The organism is Cohnella algarum, assembly GCF_016937515.1.
Classification (GTDB): Bacteria; Bacillota; Bacilli; order Paenibacillales; family Paenibacillaceae; genus Cohnella; species Cohnella algarum.
Genome location: NZ_JAFHKM010000002.1, coordinates 2,308,378 through 2,334,094 on the forward strand (window position 1 = coordinate 2,308,378; position 25,717 = coordinate 2,334,094).

Genomic DNA, 25,717 nt, shown 5'->3' on the forward strand with positions numbered 1-25,717 from the left:
ATGCGAATCGGGATCGGCGGAATCCGGGAGGCGTTTTCCCGCAACATCCAGTTCAGGTTGACCTTTTACTTTCTGATCATTCTGCTGCCGCTGATGACGATCAGCATTTACGCCGTCGAGCAGTCCAAGCGGAATTTGTACGAGCAGACGATCGAGCGCGCCGAGCTTGCGCTTTCGTCCACGATGGACTATATGAATCTGACGCTGCAAAACGCGGAACAGCTGTCGACGATCATCGCGACCGATCCGACGCTGCTCGGGCTGCTCGAAGGCATCGAGCCGGAGCTTTCGGCGCAGTCGATCATGGATTTTTCGGAAATTTTGAAGCAGTTGTCGAATTTGAAGTCGAGCAACCCGTTCGCGCAGAAAATATCCGTCTACCACGCCGCGTCCAATACGCTCGTCTCGACCAGCTACGGCGCGAGGAAGCTGACGAACGGGGAGCAGCAGTGGATTTCCGCGACGGTGGATCGGATCGGCACCGGCATTTTGTACAAAACCGGGACCGACGTCGTCCTGGATTTGGCGACGAACAGCCCGGAGCTGCTGTCCGACAGCCTGTCGCTCGTCCGCTCCATGGATTTGTACAATTTGCGAAGGCAGCCGAACGCGCTCATCATCTCGCTGGACAAGAGCAAGCTGCGGAGCATGATCCGGTCGCTGCTTCCTTCGCCCAACGCTTACGTTTCCTTGTACGGGCAGGACGGTTCGATGATCGTCGGGGAAGGGCGGGCCGACACGGAAGCGGCGTTCCGGACGGCCCCCTCCTCCATGCTCTCCGCCGCGATCCAGTCGGAGTACTCCGGCTGGCGGATGACGCTGCTCCAGCCGAAAAACGAAGTGTTCAGCCGGACGAACCAGCTTCAGGGCTACATTTATCTGATCGTCGGGCTCAGCGTTTTGCTCGCGGTCGTCATTTCCTGGACGGTGTACCGGGGCATCGCCGCGCCGGTCAAGCGCCTGGCCCGCGGCATGAAGCGAATGAGCGCCGGCGTGCTCGACGTAACGGTCGACCACAAGCGCAAGGACGAGCTCGGCTTTCTGATGAACGCCTTCAACCAGATGGCGCTCTACCAGAAGCACCTGATCGAGGATCATTACGAGCAGCAGCTGCGCATCGCGCGGACGGAGCTGAAATTTTTGCAGTCCCAGATCAATCCGCATTTTTTGTACAATACGCTCGATTCCATCTACTGGACCTCCAAAAACTACGAGGCCGGCGAAATCGAGGAGATGGTGCTCAATCTCTCGAAATTTTTCCGGCTGAGCCTTAACAAGGGCAAGGACGTCATCCCGGTCCGGGAAAGCATCGAGCATCTTCACTATTACGTCCGCATTCAGCAGCTGAAGTTTTTGGACAGCTTTTCCGTGCGGTACGAAATCGAGCCCGAGGCGGAATCCGTGCCGATTTTGAAGCTGCTGCTGCAGCCGCTTGTCGAAAACGCGATTTTGCACGGGATGGAAGGTCGCGAGGACGGGGGAGAGCTGGTCGTCTCCGGCCGGATCGACGGGCCCGATCTCGTGCTGGAGGTGCGGGACAACGGGAAGGGAATGCCTTACGAGCGCCTCGCTCTGCTGCATGCCGAGCTGGACGGGCTGAAGCAGCGCGATTTCCGGCTGCTGTCCCTCGCCGAGGAGGAGCGCGCGGATTTCTTCGGGCTGCGCAACATTATGACCCGGATGCTGCTCTATTACGGCCCGGAGGCCGATTTGAAAATCGACAGCGCGGAAAACGGCGGGACGGCGGCGGCGATCCGGATTCCGCTCGCGCGGTGCCGGTACGAGCAAAACCCGGACGAAACGGAAGAGGACGGAAAAAAAGCGGGTTAACGCCGACAACGAGGAGTGACATCGGATGAACTTGATGATCGTGGAGGACGAGGCGCGGCTGCGGCAGTCGCTCGCGGGCTCCATTCCGTGGGAGGAAAACGGGATCGAGGTGGTGGCGCTGGCGGCGAACGGCGCGGAAGCGCTTCGGCTGTTCGACCTGAAAAAGCCGGACATCGTGCTGCTCGACGTGCAGATGCCGGAGATGGACGGGCTGACGCTCGTCCGCGCGCTGAGGGAAAAGGACGCCCTCATGAAGGCGGTCATCCTGAGCGGGCACGACAACTTCGCGTACGCGCAGCAGGCGATGGAGGCGGGCGTGTCCAGCTATTTGCTGAAGCCGGCCGGGGAGCGCGACATTCTCGAAGCCGTCGCGGGGGCGGCCGCCCAGCTTCGGCAGGAGCTCGACCGGCGATACGGCGAGGAGCTGCTGCGCCGCAAATGGGACGACCACCTGCCGCAGCTTCGGGACGCCTTCTGCAACCGGCTGTTCCGGGGCGAATTCGCGCCCGGCGAAGCGGAGCGGCTGGCGTCCGAATACGGCCTGGAGCAGGGAGAAGGCAGCCGGTATGCGGTGGCCGTGCTCGATGCCGAGCCGGAAACGGGCGGGAGAACGGGAGCGATGGCGGAAGAAGCCGCCCCCGGCATGACGTCCGGCGAAAGGCTCGGCGAAGCTTCCGGCGGGATTCCCGCGGACAGCGCCAAGGCTCGTTTTTCCGTCTATTTGCTGGCGCAATCGCTGCTCGGCTGCGACGGCTGCTGGATCAGCATGGACGGCCAGGGCTATGTCGCTCTTATTTTCGCGCTGCCGCCCGGGGAAGAGGCGGGGGCGGCCGACGTGATGCGGGCCGGCGCCGCGCTGGACAAGCTGATGATCCGGGCGCGCGAGGGACTCGGCATCGTCTGCACGGCCGGCATCAGCGGCGCGGCCGAAGGCCTGCACGAGCTGCGCCGGCTATACCGCCAGGCGTGCCGGGCGCTGCAGGACCGCATCGTGTACGGTACGGGCATCGCCATCCCGTACCGCGAAGCGGAGGAGACGGCCGCGGCCGCCTCCTCCGCTCCGGCGGCCGGGGCCGAGCTGGAGAACGCGCTCGAAGCCGCGCTCGAAACCGGGGATGCGGAAGCGGCGCGGCGCGCTTTTTACGCGATCTGGAACGTCAGCCTGTCGGAGGCCGGGACGGTCGACGAGCTGTACGACGGCATTTTGGCCGTGAGCAGCCTGCTGCTGCGTTTTATCCAAAGGCAGGGAATGAGCGCGCGCGAGACGCTGCGGGAGCACTACCCGTATTTCCAAAACGCGAAGCTTCTGACGACGAAGGAGCAGATCCGGGACTGGCTGGACGGCAGCGTGGCGGCGATCGCGGAATCCCAACACCGCCGGCGCAAGGAGAGGCGGCACCATTTCGTCACGGAGCTTCTTGCGATCGCGCGCGAGGAGATCGACCGGGACGTGACGCTCCATATGGCGGCGGAGAGGCTGTTCGTCAACCCGTCGTATTTGAGCCGGCTGTTCAAGCAGGAGATGGGACAAACCTTCTCCGCTTACGTGCTCGAGCTGAAAATGGAGAAGGCCAAGCAGGCGCTCGGAGAGGGAGCCAAAGTGTACGACGCCGCCCGGATGGTCGGCTATCGCGATGTCAGCTATTTTACGAAAGTGTTCCGGAAATTTTGGGGAGTGACCCCCGGAGAGCTGAGGCAATGACATCAAACTACCAAAAACGGTCATGATCCTCTCCTACTAACGCCGCCCGTTTCCCCCTAAACTTGAAGCTGTAAACCAACCAGCCCAAAGGATAAGGGGATATGCGATGGCTTCCCGCGAACCGAACCTTCTACGATCCCCTCGAAAGAGGACGTCCGCCTGGACGAGCATTCGCAGCGAGTGGGATCTGTATCTTCTTCTAGTGCCCGGCATCTGCTTCCTCCTGCTGTTCAAGTACACCCCCATGTACGGCATTTCGATCGCGTTCCAGGACTTCAACATTTTCGACGGCATGGCCGCCAGCCCCTGGGTCGGATTCGAGCATTTCGAGCGGCTGTTCACGTCGAGCGACTTTTCGCTCGTGCTGCGGAACACGGTGATCATCAGCCTGCTCAAGCTGGTCATTCTGTTTCCCCTTCCGATTATCGTCGCGATTTTGCTCAACGAACTGAAAAACATGGCGTTCAAGCGGTCGATCCAGACGGTCATCTATCTGCCTCACTTCCTCTCCTGGATTATCGTCAGCGGCCTGTTCATCGACCTGCTGTCGGTCCACGGCGGCATCGTCAACAAATGGCTCGAACAGCTCGGATTCGCGCCGATCGCCTTTTTTATGAACAACGATTATTTTCGCAGCGTCCTCGTCGCGACGGCGGGCTGGAAGGAAACGGGCTGGAGCACGATCGTATATTTGGCGGCGTTCTCGACGATCGATCCCGGACTTTACGAGGCGGCCCGCATGGACGGCGCCAGCCGCTTCCGTCAAATTTGGCACATTACGCTGCCCGGCATCGCGCCGATCATCGTGCTCATGTTCATCCTGCGCCTCGGAAGCCTGTTCGAAGCCGGGACCGAGCAAATTTTGGCGATGTACAACCCGACCGTATACAAAGTATCCGATGTCATCGGAACCTACGTCTACCGGGTCGGCATGGGCCGGCAGGAGTACAGCTTTACGACGGCGGTCGGCTTGTTCGAATCCGTCATCGGCTTCATTCTCGTCATCTCCGGCAACTACCTGAGCCGCAAATATTTGAAGCGCGGCATCTGGTGACGGCCGACATCGATGAAGGAGGTACGAACCTATGCGACTTTCGTGGCCGGAACGATTGTTCAACGTTTTTAACTATTCGTTTTTCACGCTGATGGGCCTTACGACGCTGCTGCCTTTCGTCAATTTGCTCGCGAAATCGCTCAGCAGCGAAAACGCCGTCGTCTCGGGCAGGGTAAGCCTGCTGCCGATCGACCTCCAATTCGGCACCTATCGGTTCGTCCTGCAGGACGATGCGTTTCTGAACGCTCTCCGCGTGTCCGTGACGCTGACGCTGATCGGCACCGCGCTAAGCCTGTTCGTCACGACGATTACGGCTTACCCGCTGTCCAAGCCCCGGCTTCGCGGGCGCAAGTGGCTGCTCCTGCTGTTCATTTTCACGATGCTGTTCAGCGGCGGCCTGATTCCGACCTATTTGCTCATGCACAATTTGAACCTCGTGAACACGCTGCCGGTGCTGTTCCTTCCGGCCATGGTCAACGTGTACAACATGCTGATCATCAAAAACTATTTCGAAGGGCTGCCGGACAGTCTCGAGGAATCCGCCAAAATCGACGGCGCGGGCAATTTGCGCATTCTGTTCCTCATCTATTTGCCTTTGTCGATGCCGGTGCTGGCCACGATCGCGCTTTTCTTCGCGGTGTACTACTGGAACGACTATTTCAACGCGATGATTTACATTACCAATCCGAGCCTCAAGCCGATGCAGCTGTTCCTGAAAGAGCTGCTCGCCGCCTCGAGCGATTTTATCCGAAATGCGGCCATCAACGCGGATGCGGAAATGAATACCGCTCCCCAGTCCATCCAGGCGGCGTCGATTCTGGTCGCGACCGTCCCCATTCTGATCGTTTATCCGTTTCTGCAAAAATATTTTGTCAAAGGCGTGCTGGTCGGCTCGGTCAAAGAGTAGGCCGGATGCGTGCCGGCGCAAGCCGCTTTTGGGAAGCGGGCGATATCCGTTGACGGGGGTGATGGCCAAAAAGGAAAGAGAGCGAACAGGCCAAGCGGCCTTTCGGTATGCCGGTCGATCCGCATGAACATTTACTATGGGAGGGTTTGCGCATGATCAGAAAAATGGCTAAGCTCGTCTTCGTCCCGGTACTGGCCGTGGCGGTCGCCGCCTGCGGGGGCAACGAACCGGAAGGGCAGGGGGCGGGAAGCTCTTCGCCGTCCGCGTCCGGGGGGGCGTCTTCCCCTTCGTCCAAGCCGGAGCTGCGGGTACTCATGCAGTACAGCGCGTTCGATCCGAACCAGGAGTACACGGCAAAAGTCATTACGGAAAAGACGGGCTATCCCGTCAACTACGAAATGCTTCCCGCGGAAAATGCGGACGAAGCGCTCAATCTGCTCGTGCTGAACGAGGAGCCCTACGACGTGATGAAGCTGAACGCGGCGCAATTTTACAACCTGGCCAGCTCCGGCGCGCTGGAGCCGCTCGACGATCTGGTGCAGCAGCTCGGTCCGAACATTCGGCAGGCGATCGCCCCCGCGTCCTGGGAGAGCGCCAAAATCGACGGGAAAATCTACGGCATCCCGGAGACGGGCGCGGGCATCGCGATCAGCGAAGAGCTGGTCGTGCGGCAGGATTGGCTGGATGAGCTCGGACTGTCCATGCCGACGAATGCCGACGAGCTGTACGAGGTGCTCAAGGCGTTCAAGGAAAAGAAAAACGTCATTCCGCTTACGGGAAGCAAGGACGCGATCAGCTCGCTGCTCGGCGATATCGCGGCGACGTTCGGCGTGACGACCGACTGGACGGACGTGAACGGCACGCTCGTGCACCAGGTGGAAACCCAGGGGATGCGGGATTTCCTGACCTACATGAACAAGCTGTATTCGGAAGGCCTGCTCGATATCGAGCTGCCGCTCAACACGAACGCGAAGGCGATCGAGAAGTTTTCCGGCGGCCAGGCGGCCATGTTCAAGATCGCCTGGTACAACTCGCCCGCCACGATCAACGCGCTGACCGAGAACTTCCCGGACGCACGGGTGTCGCTCGTGCCGTTTTTGAAGGACAAGGAAGGAAAGGCGACCGTTTACGCGCAGAGCGGAACGACCTGGTACGCCGTCGTGCCGAAATTCGCCAAAAACAAGGAAGACGCCATCAAGTTCCTGGATGCCAAGCTGCAAAAAGACGTTTTCATCGAGCTCGCGATCGGAAAAGAGGGCGTTCATCATGAAGTCAAGGACGGAGCCTACTACCCGATTTTGCCCGCGTTCAACGACGACCTGAACAACGCCAGCGCCTTCATGACCGGCGTGGACGAGACGAACTACCCGGCTTACTGGCAGGCGCGCGTCCGCAAGGACCCGATTCTGCAATCGTATTTCGAGAAAATCCAGGCGAACGCCGAAGGGCTGATCGTCACCGACCCGCTCGCCCTCGCGCCGCCGATTCCGGAAGTCGCCAAAAACAAGCTCAACCTGATGCAGCTCCAGCTCGACTACATGATCAACTTCATCGCCGGCACGGAGCCGATGTCCAATTACGACGCTTTCCTGGAAAGATGGCGAGAGCAGGGCGGCGCCGAAATGACCGAGGGCGCCAACAACTGGTACAAGAGCTCGAAGTCGCCGTAAGTTAAGCGCTCGAAGTTGCCGCGATTCGATGTCGAAGTATTATGACTTGAAGTGCGGCAACTCAAATTCAGTGTCGAAAGCGATCAAAGCCGCGGTAACCCGTAGTTGCAGTATCGCAAATGTTGGAAGTCTCGCAACTCAAATCAGTATCGCAAGCGTTCAAAGTCGCGGTAAACCGCTCGCGCTTCTTCGCTTCGGAAGCTGCAAAACACGGCGGGCATGGCGCGTAATAGAATCGCCCTCCGTCCGGGATTCCGAATTCCGGCGGGGGGCGATTTCTTTTGGGACGAAGTTTACATATTACGGAGGTTGGCGAATATGTAGCGCACGGGGTGCGCTACATGATGGGGACGCGGCGGGTTTGGCAGCCATGAAGCGCACGGGATGCGCTACATGATGGGGACGCGGTGGGTTAGACGGCCATGTAGCGCACGGGGTGCGCTACATGATGGGGACGCGGCGGGTTTGACGGCCATGTAGCGCACAGGGTGCGCTACATGATGGGGACGCGGCGGGTTAGACGGCCATGTAGCGCACGGGGTGCGCTACATGATGGGGACGCGGCGGGTTAGACGGCCATGTAGCGCACGGGGTGCGCTACATGATGGGGGCGCGGCGGGTTAGACGGCCATGTAGCGCACGGGGTGCGCTACATGATGGGGGCGCGGCGGGTTAGACGGCCATGTAGCGCACGGGGTGCGCTACATGATGGGGACGCGGCGGGTTTGGCAGCCATGAAGCGCACGGGATGCACCAAATGACGGGGACGCGGCGGGTTAGACGGCCATGAGCGCACGGGGTGCGCTACATGATGGGGGCGGCGAGTTTGATTGGACGAAATCCAGGCCTGTTGATTAACCACAAAATGGTAGCAAAAAAGGCTGGAGCGTCGTTCCGAAGCTTTTGATTTACCCGCGATCGCGATGAAACCTGCAATCATGCAGGCTTTTCCTGAAATGGTGGAGGCTCGGCGGGAGCAGAAATGCGAAAATGCAGTTTTTGGGTGCTCAAACAGGTTCAAATGAAGCATTCGCTCCGGAAAACCTGTACATTTGCATGAATTTCGCTCAGTCCGCTCGTTTTGCCTTAAAAGGATGAAGATTTGCAGCTTTCCTATGAATCGAAGGACGGATGACGAAAAGACGATTCGCTAAGTCGCCGGAGAACTACGAAAAGACGATGCCGCTCACGCAAGATCACCCCCGATTTACGCCCGAATGAGCGGGATGTCCATCCAGGCCGCTTTTTCATATCCCAAATTTCGAACAATTAACAGGATTGGACGAAATCCAACGCAGCTTTGCCGCGTCTTCAATGCAGCCCGACAAAGCAAAAGGCGCCCGCATGCGGACGCCCCCGTAAACCCGATGGGCCAACGAATCAGTCAAACACGATCTCCTTGCCGAGCCTGGCGGATTCGTAAACGCCGCACAGGATTTTCATCATTTCGACGCCGTCCTCGACCGGGCTGAGCGTTTCCTTGCTCCCTTGACATACGGCGATGAAATGATCGATTTCCGCCTGGAACCCCGAGGCGAAATCGAAGGTCAAATGGTTGATCTGCGGCACCGCGTTCAGGATCGTATTCTCTTTTTCCAGCACGAACGTCAGCTCCGGCTCCAATTCCACGCCGCCTTTCGTCCCGTACAGCTTGACAGTCAGTTCGTCCTTCTTGGCGTGCAGGGAAAAGCTGACGTCCACGTAAAGCGAAGCGCCGTTCTCGAAACGGATCAAGGCGTTGGCCATATCCTCCACCGTATTGAGAGCCGCGTCGTAATCCGCCGCCTTGTAGTAGTTCAAATTGCGCACGTTGGCCCGGTTGCCCAGCTTGTTGTACGCGTTGCCGCTGATCGATTTCACTTTCGGCCGACCCATAAGGTACCAGCACAAATCGATAACGTGCACGCCGACGTCGATCAGCGGGCCTCCGCCCGACCGCTGGATATCGCCGAACCAGCCGCCCGGGTTGCCCAATCTGCGGATGCACGACGTCTTGGCGTAATAGATTTCGCCCAATTCTCCGCTTTCCATGAAGGACCGGACGATTTGGGTGTTGGAGCCGTAGCGGCGGACGAAGCCGACCTGCAGCTGTTTGCCCGAACGCTTGACGGCGGCCTCGATGTCGAGCGCCTCCTCGACCGTTTTGCAAAGCGGCTTTTCGACGAGCACGTGCTTGCCGGCGTCGAGCGCCGCGACGGCGAACAGGGCGTGCGTGTTGTTCCAGGTGCAGACGCTGATCGCGTCGATGTCCGGATTTTTCAGCATTTCGCGGTAATCCGTATAGACGTGCGGAACGCCGTATTTGTCCGCCTTCTCGCGGGCGCGTTCCTCGTTCAGATCGCATACCGCGACGAGGCGGGCGTCCGGGTTGTTCCGGTACGATTTCAAATGCATTTCGGAAATCGATCCGAGACCGATGACGCCGATTCCGATTTGGCTCATGGTTGATCCCTCTTTCCCCGTTTAGTGAAGTATATTCAGACGGCGCGGACGGCAGGCCACGCCAGTTCGACGCCGTTTCCGGTCAGCATTCGCTGGAACGAGGCCAGCTCCTCCGGCCGCGCGCGCAGCCCGCGCGGGCTCAGCTCGCGATCCAGGCAGTAGGCCGCGCAGAGAGCCGCCGCTTCCCCGATGTTCCATTCGACGGGGTGGAGCCGGTAGCAGCCGTTCGTAATATGGGTCGTGCCGATGTTTTTGCCCGCGGCGAGCAGGTTGTCGACGCGTACCGGAAGGAGCGCCCCGAACGGAATCTGGAACGGCAGCGACGAGATGTCGATGTACGGCTGCCCGCCCGTGCTCGGATGGAGGTCGATGCGGTAGCAGCCGATGCCGACGCTGTCGGCGAACGCCGCCGCCCGCCCGTCGGGCCGGCAGTCCGCGGCGACGTGCTGCTCGAGCACGGTGAACTCCGCCCGGAGGCGCCGGGATTCGCGGATGTACGGGTACATCGCGAGGCCGTCCTCGGTGCCGACGACATCCCTTCGAAGCCGCAAGCCGGGATAGCCCTGCTTGCCGTCGGGCCGGGGCGCCTCCGTCTGCAGCCAGTACAGCAGCGACAGGCTGAGCTGCTTGGCGCTCCGAAGGTGCTTCTCCTTTTCCTCCTCCGGCACGTCGATGACGGACCCGAGCCAATAATCGTTTTGCGGCCAGTTGACGAGCGAGACGTTCCCGCGGTACAGCCCGCCGACATAGTTGCCGGCGTCCGCGATTTGCCGGTAACGGAACAGCGAAAATCCGCCGGACTCCCCGGGGAACAGGCTGTACCGGACCGGCTCCATCGTCGCCGGCTTCACGCCCGTCAGGCTGAGCAGCCGATCCGGCCAGAAGTCGGGTTTATAGTCGCGCCAGAAGCCGTACATTTCCGGCTTGTCGATGACGTGGTTTTCGCCTTCGAGATAGTCCATGGCGAAGCAGTAGGTGAAGCCCTGCATATCGTCAGGCCTCGGAGCTCCCTCGACGGCGTGCGGCTCGCCCGTCTGCTCCCGGGATTCCGCGCCGGTCACGTATTCCGCTCCCGCCAGGGGCAGCAGATCACCGCATTCCGTCGCGTCGAGAAAGTACGCTCCGGTCAGATGCGTTACATCGCCCGAATCGAGGCTGCGAACGTCGACGGACACGATTTTGTCGCCGTGCGTTTCGGCCCGCACCGGCACGTGCCGGCGGAGAATGGCGAGACGCCCGCTGTTTTCATATGGGGCGAGCATTTGCTCCAGAACGGCGACCGCCGCGCGCGGTTCGTGGCACAGACGGCTGACGGAGCCGCCTCCGGGGTTCAGCGCCCCGCGCGAACGGGCCTCCGCGGTCAGCGGAAAATGGTCCCGGTAATAGCTCCGCACGCCGTCGCGGAACTTCCGGTAATCGGCCGTGCAGCCGAACGATTCGATCCACGGATGCTCGTCCGGAGGCACGGCCTGGCTCGTCAATTGTCCGCCGATCCAGGCGGTTTCCTCCGTCATGACGACGGTGCGCCCGGCTTTGGCTGCGGCCAGGGCGGCGGCGCAGCCGCCGGTTCCGCCGCCGACGATGACGATATCGGCTGCAATTTCGCGTCCCATCTGCTGTCGATACCTCCTAGTCCCGGGATAGCGTGCCGAAGTACTCGTAGCTCGCCCGAATGCCGGCGGCTTCGTCGCCGGGGCCCTCGTATTCGAGCACGTAAGCTCCGGCATAGCCGGCGCCGTTCAAGCGGTTGACGATGACGTCCAGGTCGACGAGGCCGCTTCCGGCTTCGATGCCTTGGAACGTTTTGCCCTCAAGAGACCGGTAAGGGCCGTCCGGGGCTTCGTAAAAATCCTTGATGTGCACGTGGCCGACATAGGGGAGAAGAACGTCCAGCGCGTCGAGCGGATTTTCGCCGACGAGCAGGAAATTGCCCGTGTCGAACGTAGAGCGGAGCGCCTCCGATCCGACCCGTTCGATAATGTCCAGCACCTGCTTGCCGGTTCCCGCCAGCATGCCGTGGTTTTCCAGGCAGAGCGTCAAGCCTTGACGCTCGGCTTCGGCGGCGGCTTCGCCTAATCCGCCCACGATATACGCCAGCGCCGAATCGAACGTGAACCCGTCCTTCAAATTGCCGGAAAAAACGCGGATCGTGCCCGTGCCGAGCGTCCGCGCGACCGGAAAAGCGTCCGTTATTTGCCGCAAAGCTTCGTTCCGCGCGCCCGGATCGCTCTGGACGAAGTCGTTGCCGACCGCGTAGCTGACAATGCGGATTCCATGGCGCTTGGCATATTCCGCGACCTCCGGCAGCTCTTCCTTGACGTTTTTCCAGAACACATTCAGCAGTTCGACCCGGTCGATGCCTTCCTTCCGGCAGAAGGACAGAAAATCCAGAGCCGACCACGACTGCTGCCTGGCGATTCGATGAACGCTCCACATGCTCAAGGCCAGCTTCATCGGTGATAACCTCCTCGCGTTTTGCTAAAGCTCCTATTCGTTTTTTCATAGGATAGTTCCATTCTAGAAACCGAGCGGGAGGGAAAATAGGGTACGGCGATGACCATTTGTGGTAGTTTGATGAGGAAGAGGAGGGCGGTGTTCGGGGGATTTAAGGCGAAAAGGGACGAACCGCGAAAAACCGCGGGCATCGTCCCTTTAGGCGTTTATTGAACCGTCGTGGCGGCGGGATACGGGAATTGGCTGGAGTAGTTTTGGAACTGCCGAAAGCTTTGGTCCAGCTTCGTCTGCTCCTCGGCCTCCAGCTTGTAGTGGCCTTTGCGGAACATCAGCTCGTACATATGGTACTGGCATTGGTGCGTTTCCGTCAGCACCGTCATGATGTCCTGGTGAAGGGCCGGATGGCTCGCTTCCCGGGCGGAGACGTTGAAGCTGTCGGTCAAGTATTTTTCCAGCGCGAGAATGTCGTTAAGCCGGTCGCGGTCGTTCATTTCCGGCCCTTTCACCTGCGGCTCGTTCGCCGGCTTCGGGTTTTGGATCGCGTTCGGATTTTGGCTCTGGTTCATGCGAGTTTCCTCCTTTTATTGCTGAAGCTGCCGCACTTTTTGCATCTCGGCCGTGTTGTTGTGCTGAAGATGCTTGAGCAGCAGCTCGTAATGCCGCTTGTGCATTTGACCCGCTTGGTCGATCGCCTGCCGGATTTCCTGGTCGGTGCATTCGCCCGCGAAATGGCTGCATTTTTTCATGGCGAGAAGTTCCCAAGACAGCTGATCTTTCAAGTACAGGTGGTCTTTCGTCGTAATGACCTGAGGGGGCTGCTGCATGACGGGCTGTTGCTGCTGTTGGCCCTGGGCTTGCGTTTGTTGCATTGGAGTTCTCCTTTCCTGGCTCGGATTCGTCTTTAGCATCTCTGAATAAATGAAAAAATATCCAACGCGCACATGCGGAAAACAAGGAAAACGAAATGTTATAATTATTTTCCGGGAAGCGAAGGGAGGTTCGGCTTTGAAGGAGAGGATCGCAGAGGCCGCCTTCGAGGAAATCGCGGGGCACGGCCTGAAGTTCTCGATGCGGGAGATCGCGGGGCGCCTTGGAATCAGCACGAAAACGGTGTATCAGTATTTTGAATCGAAGGAGCAAATGATCGAATATATCGTGACTCAGGCGATCGAAAGCTTCAAGGAGGAAGAGGCTCGTTTGATGAGCGACGCTTCCTTGTCGTTCGAGCGAAAGCTGCGGCGGTCGCTGACCTGCTTGCCCGAGGGCTTTGCTTTCCGCGACGTTCGCATATGGAAGGAACTGCAGCAAAAGTATCCGAAGCAGTGGAAAAAGCTCGACGAATACATGAACGACGGCTGGGACAACATTCGGGCCATGATCCGGGAAGGAATCGAGGCAGGCGCGTTTCGCCCGGTTGACGACGGGGTGTTCGTCCAGGTTTACGTGGGAGGGCTTTATCATTTCATGAGCCGCGGCGCGGCCGATCGCCGGGAGCGATCGCTCGAATCGATGCTGGAGCAAATGGCCGATCTTCTGCTTGCGGGCATTTGCCTGCATCCGGAAGAAACGGCGTCAACGGGGGAGGATGCACAATGAAAGCTTATTTGTTTCTGGCGCTGGCCATCGCTGCGGAGCTGTTCGGCACGTCGATGCTGAAGGCTTCCGCGGGTTTTACGAAGCTGTATCCGAGTTTGGGAACGATCGCCGGGTTCGGCGTCGCTTTTTATTCGTTGTCGTTATCTTTGCAGCACATTCCGCTGGGGGTCGCCTATGCGATCTGGTCAGGAGTAGGGACGGCGGTTACAGCGATTATCGGCGTCGTCATCTGGAAAGAAACCGCAAGCGTCACGACGGTCGCCGGCATCCTGCTCATTATCGCGGGCGTGGTCGTGCTGAACCTGAAAGGGAACGCGCACGGGTAAGGAACCGCCAAGCAGGATGAAAATCCGATGCGGCCGAAATGGCCAATTCAGGCAAGTCCGGCGAAAATCGTTCAACCTGCGGCCGGACGACCCGTATATTTTTCAATCAAACCTTGGTTTTGTTCATTTTTTTTCCGCCTGTATTCCCTACGATAGAAGTACGCAGCCTAGAGCCGTCCGTCATGGAGGAAACGCTCGTTTCTCCGTGCGCGGACGGCGCTTGCCTTTCGTTTTGCGTTTTACCAATACGATGAGGGAGTGAGCAGGCAATGTCGGGGAAAAGATCGTGGGTCGGGAAATGGGGCTTGTTGTTATTCATGGCGTTAATCGTTCTGCCGCCGGGGCTCGTCCGGCCGGCCGAAGCGTCGGCGGCTTCCGCCTACACGGTGGAAATCGATCCGAACGTTACGGTATCCGAGGATTTTCTGGGAATCGGCATCAACGTGATACCGGGCAGTTTGATGCCGAAATCGGCAGGCTATGGCTTTGACGAGGCTTACTGGGAAATTGATCGAAAGCGCATTCAAACGTTCAAGCCGAAAGTGGCGAGGGTGTGGTACCAGATCGATTGGATGGAGCCGACGAAGGGCGTCTACACTTGGGACAGCGACAAAATGAAAGCGTTTTATCCGTATCTTGACGCCTTTAAAGAGGCCGGAACCGAAGTGGAGCTGAATTTTGGCTGGAAAAACGGCTCCGCCGTTCACGACTGGTTCGGCTTGCCCGGCGTCGATCCGTATACGAGCGCGCCCGCGGACCTGGACGCTTTCGCGGAATCCGCTTCGGCCGCTCTCTCCGAGCTGATCGACGGGCGCGGATACGACAACATCAAGTATTTGACGTTCTATAACGAGCCGAACGGCAGCTGGGATTTCGAGACGGGAGGCGATCAGGCCCACCAAATGCAGTATTACGCCGATCTCGTCACGAAGGTCAGCCAGCGGCTGGCCGCCGACGGCCTGCGCGACCGCGTCGAGATTTGGGCGCCGGAGGAGACGGGCGCGCCGGGCTGGACGGAGTATATGAAGCAGCACGCCGACGCGCACATCGACGGTTACAGCTTCCACGTGTACGGGGAGCCGTACGCCAACCTGGGCAACGCGATCGCCGTGAGCCAGGCGGCCGTCGGCTCCAAGCCGGTCCATATGACGGAGTTCGGCTGGTCGGGCGACGACATGAGCGGCTGGGATTCCGGCTTCGCCAATTACGTGATCGAAGCGGCCAACAAGGGCCTGAAGTCCGCGCTCGTCTGGCAGCTGAACGGCGTCTGGAGCACCGATCCCGACGGCGACACGAACGGCAACTATACGATGTGGGATGCGAGCGTGCAGGGGCTTGCTCCGAAAAAAACGTACTACGCCGCCGGCATGCTGGCCCGGTACGTTCCCGAGCACAGCGACGTGCTGAGGGTGGAAACGAGCTCGCCGGACATCCGCGCGGCCGCTTTCCGCACCGATGCGGGCGACTATGCGATCGTGCTGGAAAGCAAGGCGGGAGAGGCGAAGGAGATCGAGTTCGATTTTAACGGAGTCCATATCGGCAAAACGTTCAAAAAGCACGTGTACAAGGACGACATCGCTCGCGAGGGCAATGCGATTTTGCCGCCGGTATCCGGCACCTTCGCCGCGGGCGATTCGTTCGTCGACGGGACGATCGACGAAGATTACAGCGTCGTCGTCTACACGACGGAGCCCGCGCAGACGCAGGTGGCCGTATCGCCTCTCGAAGCGAGCGTGGCCGGAGGAGAGGCGCTGCAGCTGACGGCGGACGTGATCGACAATGACGACGGGGTCGTCTGGAGCGTCATCGGCAGCGGCAACGGGACGATCGACGCGAACGGCCTGTACACGCCGCCCGACGTGAACGACGAGCGGCGAGTCGCGATCAAGGCGGCGAGCGCGAGCGACCCGGACGGCTACAATATCGCGCTGGTGACGGTCAAGCCCCGATCGGTGCCGACGCGGGTCGAAGCTCCGGCATTCAGCCTGCCTTACGGCGTCTACGATTCCGCGGAAGCCGTGACGATCACGTCGGCGACCCCGGGCGCGGAAATTCGCTATACGATCGACGGCAGCGCGCCAAATGCGTCTTCGCCGCTGTATACGAAGCCCGTCATTTTGCAAAACGGGACCGTGCAGGTGCTCAAAGCGATCGCGCTGAAGGAGGGGCTTGACGCTTCCGGCATCACGCAGTCGTTTTACCGCATCCACGATATCAGCAACGCGCCGGACGGTTACTCGTTCTGCGCGTACGAGGACGGCTACTGCTTTTTCGACGGGGAGGCGGTCGTCGCCTACGGGGCGGACGGCTTGTTCAACTACAAGGTGCTGACGGGGGAACCGTCTGCGGCGACGACGTGTTCGGCGATCCGAATCCGGGCGCGGCGAAGCGCTGCTACTATAGTGCCGACATTCCCGAAGAGCTGCCGGAAATCACGTTCTACAACGCCGGGTTCGAAAAGCCGGCCGTCGAGAAGTATCGCAACGGGCCGTTCGCGAACGGTTGGACGTTTAACGGCTGGTCCGGCGTCCAGACGAATATCAGCGCGTTCGAACCGCCGGCCGCTCCGGAGGGGAACCAGACGGCCTATCTGAAAACGGACAGCGGCATGAACGGGGAATTCAGCCAGGAAATCAACTTCAAGCCCGGAACGTACGCGGTCGGCTTCATGGCGGCCAACCGAACCAGCTTCGGAGGCCAGCAGACGTTCGACGTCCTGTTCGACGACACGGTCATCGGCAGCTTCGCGCCGTCGGGGGCGTTTACGGAATTCGCGACCGACAGCTTCGAAACGGACGGCGGCAAGCATACGATTACGTTCCGGGCGACCTCGACGACCGGCGACAACACCGCCTTTATCGATGCCGTGACGATCGGCGAACCGAAACCGCCCGCACCGCCCGCCTTTCTGAACGCGGGCTTCGAATCCCCGGTCGTCACGTCCGCCAGCGGCGTCAAAACCGGGCCGATGACGAACGGGTGGGCGTTCAGCGCGACGGCGGGCGTCCAGCGCAACGGCTCGGCGTTCGATGCGGCGACAGCCCCGGAAGGCGTGCAAACGGCGTATTTGCAAACCGTAAACGGCGCCGTTCCCGAAATCAGCCAAGCGGTCAATTTCCCGGCGGGCAAATACAAGATCGCGTTCGATGCCGCGGCCAGGGATTTCGGCGGGCAGCAAAGCTTCGACGTTTATTTCGGGACGACGAAAATCGGGTCTTATGCGCCCGAATCGACCGAATTTGCGTCCTATTCGACCCAAGGCTTCGAAGTGCCCGCAACCGCGAACCATGCGATCCGGTTCGTCGGCACGACGACAACCGGGGACAATACGGCGTTCGTCGACAATGTGCAGATCAAGCCGATCGAAGCCGACGTGGACAAAACGGCGCTCGCGGCCAAGGTGCAGGAAATCGAGGCGGAGCCGCTTTCCGAATTCGATTTTTCCGTTTCGAGCTGGCAGGCGCTGACCGAGGCCGTCGCGCGGGCGGTCGCCGTGCGGGATGATCCGGACGCGACGCAGGCGGAGACGGACGATGCGCTGGCCGCTTTGATCGCGGCGAGGGCCGGGCTGGTTCCGTTCGCGCCGGAAGTGGCGAACGGCGGCTTCGAGTCGCCGGCAACGACCGGCGTCAAGACGGGGCCGATGGTGAACGGCTGGACGTTCAGCCTGACGGCCGGCGTGCAACGCAACGGTTCGGCGTTCGGCGCGGCGGACGCGCCGGAAGGCGTGCAGACGGCTCATCTGCAAACGAAAAACGGCACCCAGGGCGAAATCCATCAATCGGTGCGCCTGAAGGCCGGCACGTATAAAATCGCGTTCCAGGCGGCGAAGCGCAGCTTCGGCGGACAGCAGACGTTCGAAGTGCGCGTGGGCGACGCGGTTGTCGGCACGTATTCGCCGCCGTCCGCCTCCGAGTTTACGGCGTTCGAGACGGAGGCCTTCACGGTGGCGTCGGGTTATCACGACGTGCGCTTTATCGCGACGACGACGGACGGCGACCGCACCGCGTTCGTCGACGCGGTGACGATCGCGGAAGTCGCGCCGGAGGAGCCGCCGCTTGCGACCGGCAAGCCGGGAACGCCCGTGCTGTCGGACAATAACGGGCACGACACGGGGCTGCGGGACGGCGATTACGAAGTCGCGATGAACATGTGGTGGGGGAACAACGGGACCACCTACAAGCTGTACGAGAACGGGCAGCTTATCCGCGAGGAGCGGCTGGCCGACCGCTCGAACGAAGCGCAGCAGGTAGCGACCCCGATTTCCGGCAAGGCGAACGGAACTTACGTTTATACTTGCGAGCTGATCAACAGCTTCGGATCGACCGTTTGCGCGCCCCACACCGTCACGGTCGCGGACGCTTCGCCGGGAACGCCGGTATTGTCTCACGACAATTGGGACGGCAACGGCGACTACACGGTTGCGATGAACATGTGGTGGGGCACGAACGGCACGACGTACAAATTGTACGAAAACGGGGAACTGATCGACACGCAAAGCCTGACGGCAGCGACTCCCGCTGCGCAATCGGCCGCGACTTCGATCGGCGGAAAAGCTCCGGGCGAGTATACGTACCGGGCCGAGCTGATCAACGGCAGCGGCGTCACGGCCAGCGCCGAAATAAAGGTAACGGTGACGGCGGGGTAAGCCGGCGGGCCGGGGCCGATCCGAGGACGGAAGAAATTCCGCCCTGGCTCGGCCCTTTTTAGAGCGAAGTATTACATATTTCGCTGCCCTCGCGCGCCAGTTAACGCTTCAGTTGGGTCGTGACGACTCAACTCGCCTCGCCGAACGCATGCAGCCGCACGCACTTGAGTAAATAGTACTCATCTCACCGCCCTCGCCCGCCCGCTAGCGCTCCAGTTGAGTCGTGGTGGGGCTCGAACTATACGGATGCGGAATGGTATTCCGTCGATCTGGGCTCGACCCGGAAAATCGATGCCGTCAAAATTTATTGGGAAGCCGCATACGGACGCAGCTACCAGATTCAAACGTCAACGGACGGCGCGAATTGGCAGACCGTCTTCGGCACGACGGCCGGTGACGGGGGACGGACGATATCGCGTTCGCGCCGGTCAACGCCAGGTACGTCAAAATGAACGGCACGCAAAGAGGTACCGGCTGGGGCTATTCGATGTGGGAGTTCGAGGTGTACGGAGACGCCGATAACCTGGCGGCCGGCGCGACGGTTTCCGCGACCAGCTCGGTGGAAAACGCCAACTGGTCGTATTCGAAGGCGGTGGACGGCCAGCGGAACTCGGTGTCCGGCTCGATGGGCTGGACGAGCAACAACAGCCTGACGACGAATCATACGGAAGCCGTGACGCTCGATCTCGGGGCCGCCCGAACCGTCGGCCGGGTCGATCTGTACCCTCGCAACGACGCCGGCAACGTCGGTCAAAACTTTCCGATCGACTTCACGATCCGGACGTCGACGGACAACGTCAACTGGACGACGAGGGTGACGCGGACCGGCTATGCGCAGCCGGGCAACGCCGTGCAAAGCTTCGCCTTTCCGGCCGCAACCGCGCGCTATGTGAAAATCGAAGGCACGAACCTGCGTCCGAATCCGACGGACGCGAACCGTTACCGGATGGCGTTCGCCGAGATCGAAGTGCACGGAGCATAGAAGAAAATAGAGCCGGGCGGCTTCTGGCAAGCGGCCCCGGAACCCGGGAATAACGGTCGGAAACGGCCGTTATTCCCTTTTAGGCATGCATGGGGGAGGTGGAGGTGCGCTTTCGGTTTTATTCCTCGATCTCGTCGAACAGGACGCGGGCGAGCAAATTTTGGCTGTAGTTGCCGAAGTTTTTGCCGTAGATCGTCATTCCCCGCTTGTTGACGGATTTGTCCGTAACGGCCAGCCGGAACGTCAACTCGCTCTTGTAATCGAGCTTGATCTGGTCGATCGTGACGTTCGAAATCCGGCAGCCGTCGATAAAGCTGCCTTCGCGGTTGATGCGGATCAGCTTGAGCATGCCGTACTGATTCAAATGCGGCGGCCACCAGTCCGGGTTGAACGTGCCGCGGGCGTCCCCGAAGTCGCCGGGACTCGTCCAGTAGCCGATTTCGATGCCGTTGACGTAGAAATAGATGTCCGACGGGTAATTGTCGCAATACCCCGGAGCTTCCGATCCGAGCTCCATCGAAAACTGGATTTCCCGAAACGTCTGGTTGGGCTTCAAATAATTCGGAATCCGGTATTCCAGGAACCCTTCCGCGAGCCAAATAATCTCCGAGTCGATCCGCCGCGGGTCGGCAAAGTAGCGCGGGTCGTCGAAGTCGCCGATAATGCTGTCCTTCGTGGCGAGCCCGCAGGTGGGAGACGCCTGGTAGTTGCTGTAATGCCCGACCTGAAGCTCGACCTCGTACAGGTTGTTGACGTCTTTTTTGCGCAGATCGATCATCAATTTGTCTTTATTCAAATAGCAAAGCTTCTGGATGCCATGCTTGCCGACGGATGTGTTGATTTCGATCAAGCCGCTTTCTTCCAGCTTTTTGACGTGCATCGTGATCGCGCCGTTGCTCAAGTTCAGCTTGCCCGCCAGATCGTTCAAATTCAAGGACGGGTTCTTCGCCAGAAGCTCGAGGATTTGAATCCGGATTTCCGAACTCAGCGCTTTAAAAATATCGATTCCGCTCATCAAGTCCTTGATATAAATCATGCGACAGAACCTGCCTCATCTGTAATGTCGAAAATCATTCGTCCTCATTTTACTATACATTTATTTAAAACAAAATCAATAACTTACCGGTCCATTCCGTGGTTTAAGTGAATAAATGCAGAGTTTTTTATAAAAACATAAAAAGGTTTAGGTTTCTATGTTTACAAAGTACCGGTCGTATGATATTTTAAACCTGCAAGCGCATTCATTCAATAAAATCGAAATCAATTTAAATTTATTTGAAACAGGAGGTGCCGATGAACCGGGGAGAGTCGGAAGCGGCAGAGGCAGCGAACGTTCAACGACGAGAAAGCGCTTCCTTCCAAGTATAAGCCTGAAGCCTGCAGCATAGAAGCGAAACGCCCTTTGAGTTGAAAATGCATGTTCCGGCATGGACATTTACGGGGAGGGTCCAAAATGAAAAGATGGTTGATCGGGTTGACGGTGCTTTCGATGGCGGTGTTTCTTTGGGGATGCGGAGGCTCCTCGTCGTCCGGCGGCGGAGAGCAGACGGTGCTGGACGGGGGAGCGGGCGAGAGCGCGACGGAGCTTTCGTATTGGACGTTCGTCGAGCTGCATGGCCAACATTTCGAAAAAATGCTGCAAAAGTGGAACGAGCAAAACCCGGACCGGCAAATCAAGCTGAACGTGACGGTCATGCCGTACGACGACATGCACAACAAGCTGTCCATCGCCGTGCAGACGGGCAAGGGAGCGCCGGACATCGCGGATATCGAGGTCGGAAAATTCCCGGATTTTCTGGCCGGCACGCCGCAATTGGAGCCGCTGAACGACGTCATCGATCCTTATCGGGATACCACCGTCGAGTCGCGGATCGACCTTTACAGCAAGGATGGCCAAAACTACGGCGTTCCGACTCACGTCGGCGCCAGCGTCGCCTTTTACAATACGGAAATTCTCGAAGCGGCGGGCATCGACTACGCGACGATCAAAACGTGGGACGATTACAAGCAGGCCGGCATCCAGCTGTACGAGAAAACCGGCAAATACATGGGAACCGCCGACACGAGCGCGATGTGGCAGGAGTCGATGCTGCTCTCGCAGCAGGGGGCGGATTTCACCGACGACAGCGGCAACCCGGCCGTTGACTCGGAAGCGATGGTCAAAGCGCTGACCCTGCTTCGGGATTTGCAGGACAACAACGTGATCGCCACGATCGCCGGCGGGCAGCCCGATACGGAAGAGGCGTACGGCGAATTCAACTCGGGCAATTACGCCAGCGCCATGATGCCGCTTTGGTTCATGTCCCGGTTTACGAATTACATGGCCGACCTGTCCGGCAAAATCGCGATCGCGCCGATGCCGGTCATGGAAGAAGGCATGCCGAGATCGTATGGCGGCGGGGGCACCGGGACGGTCGTAACGAAGACGGCCAAGGACGTTCAACTGGCGAAGGATTTCCTCGCGTTCGCGAAGCTGTCACTGGACGCCAACATCGAAATCTGGAACACGCTCGGCTTCGACCCGGTCAACATGGACGTGTGGGACATGAAGGACGTCACCCACAATCCGGAGAATCAGTTCGTGCAATATTTCGTCAACAACCCGTTCGACGTATTGAACGAAATCAAGGACGAAATCCGGCTCATCAAGTCGACCGCGGCTTCCCCGACGATCAACAACGTGCTGGGGACGGTGACGCTGAACGAGATTTTCGAGGACGGCAGGGACGTAACGGAAGCGCTGAACGACGCGCAGCGGCAAATCGAGCAGCAGCTGCAATAACGGGTATGGCGCGCGGGCTACCTTCGGCTTGTACCGGCCGGGGTAGCTTTATTTTGGCAAAGGAGGCGTGCAGATGGTCAAGCGTTTTCTGTACTCGCAGAAGGTTGCTCCCTACGTGTTCGTGCTGCCGTTCGTTCTCGTCTTCCTCGTCTTCTGGCTGTATCCGCTCGGCAGCTCGGTCCAGATGAGCTTTCAGAAAACGATGCTCGGGCAGGAGGCGCAGTGGGTCGGCTTCGCCAACTACGCGAAGCTGATGGGGGACACGGTGTTCCTGAAAGCCGTGACGAACAGCGTCGTCTACATGGTGCTGACGATCGCCATTCTCGTGCCGATCCCGATGCTGTTTGCCGTGCTGATCAACAACCGGTTCATGCGGGGCCGGGAGTTTTTCAAATCGGCCCTTTTCCTGCCGGCGCTGACGAGCGTCGTCGTCGCGGGCACGATTTTCCGGCTGATGTTCGGCGAAATGGAGGGCTCGCTCATCAACAGCTTCCTCGGGCTGTTCGGCGTCGAGCCGGTCAAATTTCTGAAGGGCCAGACGACCGGTTTCGTAGCGCTTCTGGCACTGGCGACGTGGCGATGGCTCGGCGTCAACATGCTTTACTATTTGTCCGGACTCAAAAATATCCCGGACGAGTATTACGAAGCCGCCTCGATCGACGGAGCTTCGGCCTGGCAGAAGTTCGCCCGGATCACCGTTCCGCTGTTGAAGCCGACGACGATCTACGTCGTGACGATCAGCATTTACGCCGGACTCGCGATGTTCATCGAAAGCATGATGCTGTGGAACGGCAACAATTCCCCGAAAAACATCGGGCTGACGATCGTCGGCTACCTGTACCGGCAAGGGATCGAGAAAAACGATCTCGGCTACGCCGCGGCGGTCGGCATCGTGCTGCTGGTCGTCGCCATGGCGATTAACCTGACGCAATTGGCCTTCACCGGCATGTTCAAAAAGGAGGATTAAGATGAAAAAAGCGTTCTCGATCCAAATCGTCCTCTTGATCCTTTTTGCCGCCGTTGGCGTCCTGGTGCTTATCCCGTTTTACGCGATCGCCCTCGGCTCCTTCAAGCCGGGAGCGGAATTGATCCGCAACGGGCTGAACCTGAGCTTCGACCTGTCGGTCATGAGCTTCGACAACTTCGCCTTTCTGTTCGGCGGGGACCATGCGTACTTCACGTGGTTTTTCAATTCCCTGCTGCTCACGGTCGTTCAGGTGGCGTTGACGCTGCTCGTCAGCGCGGTCGTTTCGTACGGCTTCGCGGCCTACGAGTTCAAGGGGAAGAACTTCTTGTTCATCTGCGTTTTGCTGATCATGATGGTGCCGTTCGAGATTCTGCTTTTGCCCTTGTATAAAATGACGTTCGATCTCGGCCTCATGAACACGTATTCCGCCATCGTACTGCCGGGCATCGCGAACGCGTCGACGATCTTTTTCTTTCGCCAGTACTTGCGCGGCATCCCGGGCGAGATCATCACGGCGGGCCGCGTCGACGGCGCGAACGAGTACGGTATTTTCGTTCGCCTCGTCCTGCCGATCATGAAGCCGGCGTTCGCGGCGATGGGCATATTGAACGGCATGAACAGCTGGAACAATTTGCTCTGGCCGTTCATGGTGCTGAGCGACGCCAACAAGTATACACTGCCGATCGGCCTTAAGACGCTGCTGACGCCGTACGGCAACAATTACGACTTGCTGATCGTCGGTTCGTTTTTTTCGATATTGCCGATTTTCCTTTTGTTTTTGGCGTTCCAGAAATATTTTATCGACGGGATGACGGCCGGAGCCGTCAAAGGTTGACGAGATCGAGGGAGGATTCGAAACATGACGACGATGCGACTGAATGCGAAAGACCGAAAAGGAACGATCAGCCGGCACATTTACGGGCAGTTCGCCGAACACCTCGGCCGGTGCGTCTACGAAGGGCTTTGGGTCGGCGAGGAGTCGCCGATTCCGAATACGGACGGCATCCGCAACGACGTGCTGGAGGCGCTGAAGAAGCTGCGGATCCCCGTGCTCCGCTGGCCCGGGGGCTGCTTTGCCGACGAGTACCACTGGATGGACGGCATCGGCGCCAAAGCCGAACGGGCGCGGATGGTCAACACGCACTGGGGCGGCGTCGAGGAGAACAACCATTTCGGCACGCACGAATTCATGCGGCTGTGCGAGCTGCTCGGCACGGATGCTTATATCAGCGGCAACGTCGGCAGCGGCACCGTCCGGGAAATGCAGCAATGGGTCGAATACATGACGTTCGACGGGGAGTCGCCGATGGCAAGCATGCGGAAGCGGAACGGGCGGGAGAAGCCGTGGAAGCTGCCGTTTTTCGGCGTCGGCAACGAGAACTGGGGCTGCGGCGGCAACATGCGGCCGGAATATTACGCGGATCTGTACCGCCATTACCAGACGTATGTCCGCAATTACGGAGACAACAACGTGTATAAAATCGCCTGCGGCGCCAATTCCGACGATTACGCCTGGACGGAGACGCTCATGCGGGAGGCCGGACGGCACATGGACGGGCTGAGCCTGCATTATTATACGGTGCCGACGGGCGAATGGGGCGCCAAAGGCTCCGCGACGGAATTCGGGGCGTCGGAGTGGTTCCGGACGCTGAAGCAAACGCTTCGCATGGAAGAGCTGATCGTCAAGCACTCCGAAATCATGGACCGGTACGATCCGGAGGGCCGGGTCGGCCTCATCGTCGACGAGTGGGGGACGTGGTACGATGTTGAGCCCGGCACGAATCCGGGGTTTCTGTACCAGCAGAACACGCTGCGCGACGCGCTGGTCGCGGGCGTCAACCTGAACCTGTTCCACCGTTACGCCAGACGCGTGAAAATGGCGAACATCGCCCAGATGGTGAACGTTCTGCAGGCGATGGTGCTGACCGAAGGGGACAAAATGCTGCTGACGCCGACGTACCATGTCTTCGACATGTACAAGGTATTCCAGGACGCGGAGCTGCTGGACGTCGAGTTCGAAAGCCCGCCGTACGTCCATGATGGCGATTCGATTCCGCAGCTCAGCGTATCGGCGGCGGCGGACTCGCGAGGCGTCGTTCATCTCGCCGTTTGCAACCTGCACCACGCGGAGAGCGCGTCCTTCGAATGCCGCGTGGACGGAATCGAGGCGTCCGGGGCGAGCGGCCGCTTGCTGACGCATTCGGCTTTGAACGCCTGCAATACGTTCGAGCGGCCGGATGCGGTGGCCCCGGTTCCGTTCGATGGAGCGGCGCTCGAGGGCGGCACGCTCCGGTTCGCGCTGCCGCCGGCGTCGGTCGCCGTGCTGTCGCTGGAATAGGGCGCGATGGAGGCGATGC

19 protein-coding genes and 2 pseudogenes are annotated in these 25,717 nt (G+C 59.6%); 15 read left to right on the forward strand and 6 right to left on the reverse strand.

Annotation, left to right across the window (positions count from 1 at the left end):
- The 5 genes from JW799_RS10500 to JW799_RS10520 all read left to right on the forward strand — a co-directional run bounded on the left by JW799_RS10500 (position 1) and on the right by JW799_RS10520 (position 7,163).
- Positions 1-1,830, forward strand: a complete 1,830-nt coding sequence (locus JW799_RS10500) for a sensor histidine kinase (RefSeq protein ID WP_080833535.1) — start codon at positions 1-3, stop codon at positions 1,828-1,830.
- A gap of 25 nt (positions 1,831-1,855) precedes the next feature.
- Positions 1,856-3,532: a response regulator gene (locus JW799_RS10505; protein ID WP_205429695.1), complete on the forward strand. Its 1,677-nt coding sequence runs from the start codon at positions 1,856-1,858 to the stop codon at positions 3,530-3,532.
- 106 nt (positions 3,533-3,638) lie between these two features.
- Positions 3,639-4,586 carry an ABC transporter permease gene (locus tag JW799_RS10510; RefSeq protein WP_080833531.1) on the forward strand — a complete coding sequence of 316 codons (948 nt, stop codon included), beginning with the start codon at positions 3,639-3,641 and terminating at the stop codon, positions 4,584-4,586.
- 31 nt (positions 4,587-4,617) lie between these two features.
- A complete protein-coding gene (locus tag JW799_RS10515) occupies positions 4,618-5,493 on the forward strand; it encodes a carbohydrate ABC transporter permease (protein WP_205429697.1) in 876 nt (291 codons plus the stop codon).
- A gap of 152 nt (positions 5,494-5,645) precedes the next feature.
- Entirely contained in the window at positions 5,646-7,163 is a 1,518-nt protein-coding gene (locus JW799_RS10520) for an extracellular solute-binding protein (RefSeq protein ID WP_205429700.1), read from the forward strand.
- 1,380 nt (positions 7,164-8,543) lie between these two features.
- Here the strand turns inward: JW799_RS10520 and JW799_RS10525 are convergent.
- The 5 genes from JW799_RS10525 to JW799_RS10545 form a co-directional block, all read right to left on the reverse strand.
- Positions 8,544-9,605 carry a Gfo/Idh/MocA family protein gene (locus JW799_RS10525; RefSeq protein ID WP_080833525.1) on the reverse strand — a complete coding sequence of 354 codons (1,062 nt, stop codon included), beginning with the start codon at positions 9,603-9,605 and terminating at the stop codon, positions 8,544-8,546.
- Positions 9,606-9,640: 35 nt separating this feature from the next.
- A complete protein-coding gene (locus tag JW799_RS10530) occupies positions 9,641-11,218 on the reverse strand; it encodes an FAD-dependent oxidoreductase (protein WP_205429702.1) in 1,578 nt (525 codons plus the stop codon).
- A gap of 16 nt (positions 11,219-11,234) precedes the next feature.
- Entirely contained in the window at positions 11,235-12,059 is an 825-nt protein-coding gene (locus tag JW799_RS10535) for a sugar phosphate isomerase/epimerase family protein (protein WP_080833521.1), read from the reverse strand.
- Positions 12,060-12,265: 206 nt separating this feature from the next.
- Positions 12,266-12,625 (reverse strand): spore coat protein, encoded by a 360-nt coding sequence (locus JW799_RS10540; RefSeq protein ID WP_080833517.1) that lies wholly within the window; start codon positions 12,623-12,625, stop codon positions 12,266-12,268.
- A 15-nt stretch (positions 12,626-12,640) separates the two neighbouring features.
- A complete protein-coding gene (locus tag JW799_RS10545) occupies positions 12,641-12,928 on the reverse strand; it encodes a hypothetical protein (RefSeq protein ID WP_080833516.1) in 288 nt (95 codons plus the stop codon).
- Between the two features lie 136 nt (positions 12,929-13,064).
- Here JW799_RS10545 and JW799_RS10550 point away from each other — a divergent pair, with 136 nt between their 5' ends.
- From JW799_RS10550 to JW799_RS10575, 6 genes and pseudogenes are all read left to right on the forward strand, one after another.
- Positions 13,065-13,655: a TetR/AcrR family transcriptional regulator gene (locus JW799_RS10550; protein WP_205429704.1), complete on the forward strand. Its 591-nt coding sequence runs from the start codon at positions 13,065-13,067 to the stop codon at positions 13,653-13,655.
- Positions 13,652-13,981 carry a DMT family transporter gene (locus JW799_RS10555; RefSeq protein WP_205429706.1) on the forward strand — a complete coding sequence of 110 codons (330 nt, stop codon included), beginning with the start codon at positions 13,652-13,654 and terminating at the stop codon, positions 13,979-13,981. Before JW799_RS10550 ends, JW799_RS10555 begins: the two co-directional genes overlap by 4 nt.
- Before the next feature lie 614 nt (positions 13,982-14,595).
- Positions 14,596-16,161, forward strand: a pseudogene (locus JW799_RS10560) (chitobiase/beta-hexosaminidase C-terminal domain-containing protein); the annotation flags it as partial.
- Positions 16,162-16,337: 176 nt separating this feature from the next.
- On the forward strand, positions 16,338-18,629 hold the full coding sequence (locus tag JW799_RS30055) for a chitinase N-terminal domain-containing protein (RefSeq protein ID WP_420830612.1): 2,292 nt from the start codon (positions 16,338-16,340) through the stop codon (positions 18,627-18,629).
- A gap of 233 nt (positions 18,630-18,862) precedes the next feature.
- Positions 18,863-19,081 (forward strand): annotated as a pseudogene (locus JW799_RS30060) (discoidin domain-containing protein); the annotation flags it as partial.
- Positions 19,078-19,611: a discoidin domain-containing protein gene (locus JW799_RS10575; protein ID WP_205429710.1), complete on the forward strand. Its 534-nt coding sequence runs from the start codon at positions 19,078-19,080 to the stop codon at positions 19,609-19,611. The pseudogene JW799_RS30060 and the gene JW799_RS10575, both read left to right, overlap by 4 nt.
- A gap of 118 nt (positions 19,612-19,729) precedes the next feature.
- Here the strand turns inward: JW799_RS10575 and JW799_RS10580 are convergent, their stop codons facing one another.
- Positions 19,730-20,647 (reverse strand): ArsR/SmtB family transcription factor, encoded by a 918-nt coding sequence (locus tag JW799_RS10580; protein ID WP_080833507.1) that lies wholly within the window; start codon positions 20,645-20,647, stop codon positions 19,730-19,732.
- A 417-nt stretch (positions 20,648-21,064) separates the two neighbouring features.
- Here JW799_RS10580 and JW799_RS10585 point away from each other — a divergent pair, with 417 nt between their 5' ends.
- From JW799_RS10585 to JW799_RS10600, 4 genes are all read left to right on the forward strand, one after another.
- A complete protein-coding gene (locus tag JW799_RS10585; protein WP_205429712.1) occupies positions 21,065-22,393 on the forward strand; it encodes an extracellular solute-binding protein in 1,329 nt (442 codons plus the stop codon).
- A gap of 73 nt (positions 22,394-22,466) precedes the next feature.
- Positions 22,467-23,360 carry a carbohydrate ABC transporter permease gene (locus JW799_RS10590; RefSeq protein WP_080833502.1) on the forward strand — a complete coding sequence of 298 codons (894 nt, stop codon included), beginning with the start codon at positions 22,467-22,469 and terminating at the stop codon, positions 23,358-23,360.
- A gap of 1 nt (position 23,361) precedes the next feature.
- Positions 23,362-24,195 carry a carbohydrate ABC transporter permease gene (locus JW799_RS10595; RefSeq protein WP_080833500.1) on the forward strand — a complete coding sequence of 278 codons (834 nt, stop codon included), beginning with the start codon at positions 23,362-23,364 and terminating at the stop codon, positions 24,193-24,195.
- Between the two features lie 24 nt (positions 24,196-24,219).
- Complete coding sequence (locus JW799_RS10600; RefSeq protein ID WP_080833498.1) at positions 24,220-25,698, forward strand: alpha-N-arabinofuranosidase; 1,479 nt, start codon at positions 24,220-24,222, stop codon at positions 25,696-25,698.
- The last annotated feature ends 19 nt before the right edge of the window (positions 25,699-25,717 follow it).

Excerpts from the sequence above, each read along its gene's own strand:
- JW799_RS10525 (WP_080833525.1), bottom strand. The coding sequence starts at position 9,605 with ATGAGCCAAATCGGAATCGGCGTCATCGGTCTCGGATCGATTTCCGAA.
- JW799_RS10545 (WP_080833516.1), bottom strand. The coding sequence starts at position 12,928 with ATGCAACAAACGCAAGCCCAGGGCCAACAGCAGCAACAGCCCGTCATG.
- JW799_RS10510 (WP_080833531.1), top strand. The coding sequence starts at position 3,639 with ATGGCTTCCCGCGAACCGAACCTTCTACGATCCCCTCGAAAGAGGACG.
- JW799_RS10535 (WP_080833521.1), bottom strand. The coding sequence starts at position 12,059 with ATGAAGCTGGCCTTGAGCATGTGGAGCGTTCATCGAATCGCCAGGCAG.
- JW799_RS10540 (WP_080833517.1), bottom strand. The coding sequence starts at position 12,625 with ATGAACCAGAGCCAAAATCCGAACGCGATCCAAAACCCGAAGCCGGCG.
- JW799_RS10580 (WP_080833507.1), bottom strand. The coding sequence starts at position 20,647 with ATGATTTATATCAAGGACTTGATGAGCGGAATCGATATTTTTAAAGCG.
- JW799_RS10595 (WP_080833500.1), top strand. The coding sequence starts at position 23,362 with ATGAAAAAAGCGTTCTCGATCCAAATCGTCCTCTTGATCCTTTTTGCC.
- JW799_RS10590 (WP_080833502.1), top strand. The coding sequence starts at position 22,467 with ATGGTCAAGCGTTTTCTGTACTCGCAGAAGGTTGCTCCCTACGTGTTC.
- JW799_RS10500 (WP_080833535.1), top strand. The coding sequence starts at position 1 with ATGCGAATCGGGATCGGCGGAATCCGGGAGGCGTTTTCCCGCAACATC.
- JW799_RS10575 (WP_205429710.1), top strand. The coding sequence starts at position 19,078 with ATGAACGGCACGCAAAGAGGTACCGGCTGGGGCTATTCGATGTGGGAG.
- JW799_RS10505 (WP_205429695.1), top strand. The coding sequence starts at position 1,856 with ATGAACTTGATGATCGTGGAGGACGAGGCGCGGCTGCGGCAGTCGCTC.
- JW799_RS10515 (WP_205429697.1), top strand. The coding sequence starts at position 4,618 with ATGCGACTTTCGTGGCCGGAACGATTGTTCAACGTTTTTAACTATTCG.
- JW799_RS10530 (WP_205429702.1), bottom strand. The coding sequence starts at position 11,218 with ATGGGACGCGAAATTGCAGCCGATATCGTCATCGTCGGCGGCGGAACC.
- JW799_RS10600 (WP_080833498.1), top strand. The coding sequence starts at position 24,220 with ATGACGACGATGCGACTGAATGCGAAAGACCGAAAAGGAACGATCAGC.
- JW799_RS10555 (WP_205429706.1), top strand. The coding sequence starts at position 13,652 with ATGAAAGCTTATTTGTTTCTGGCGCTGGCCATCGCTGCGGAGCTGTTC.
- JW799_RS10585 (WP_205429712.1), top strand. The coding sequence starts at position 21,065 with ATGAAAAGATGGTTGATCGGGTTGACGGTGCTTTCGATGGCGGTGTTT.
- JW799_RS10520 (WP_205429700.1), top strand. The coding sequence starts at position 5,646 with ATGATCAGAAAAATGGCTAAGCTCGTCTTCGTCCCGGTACTGGCCGTG.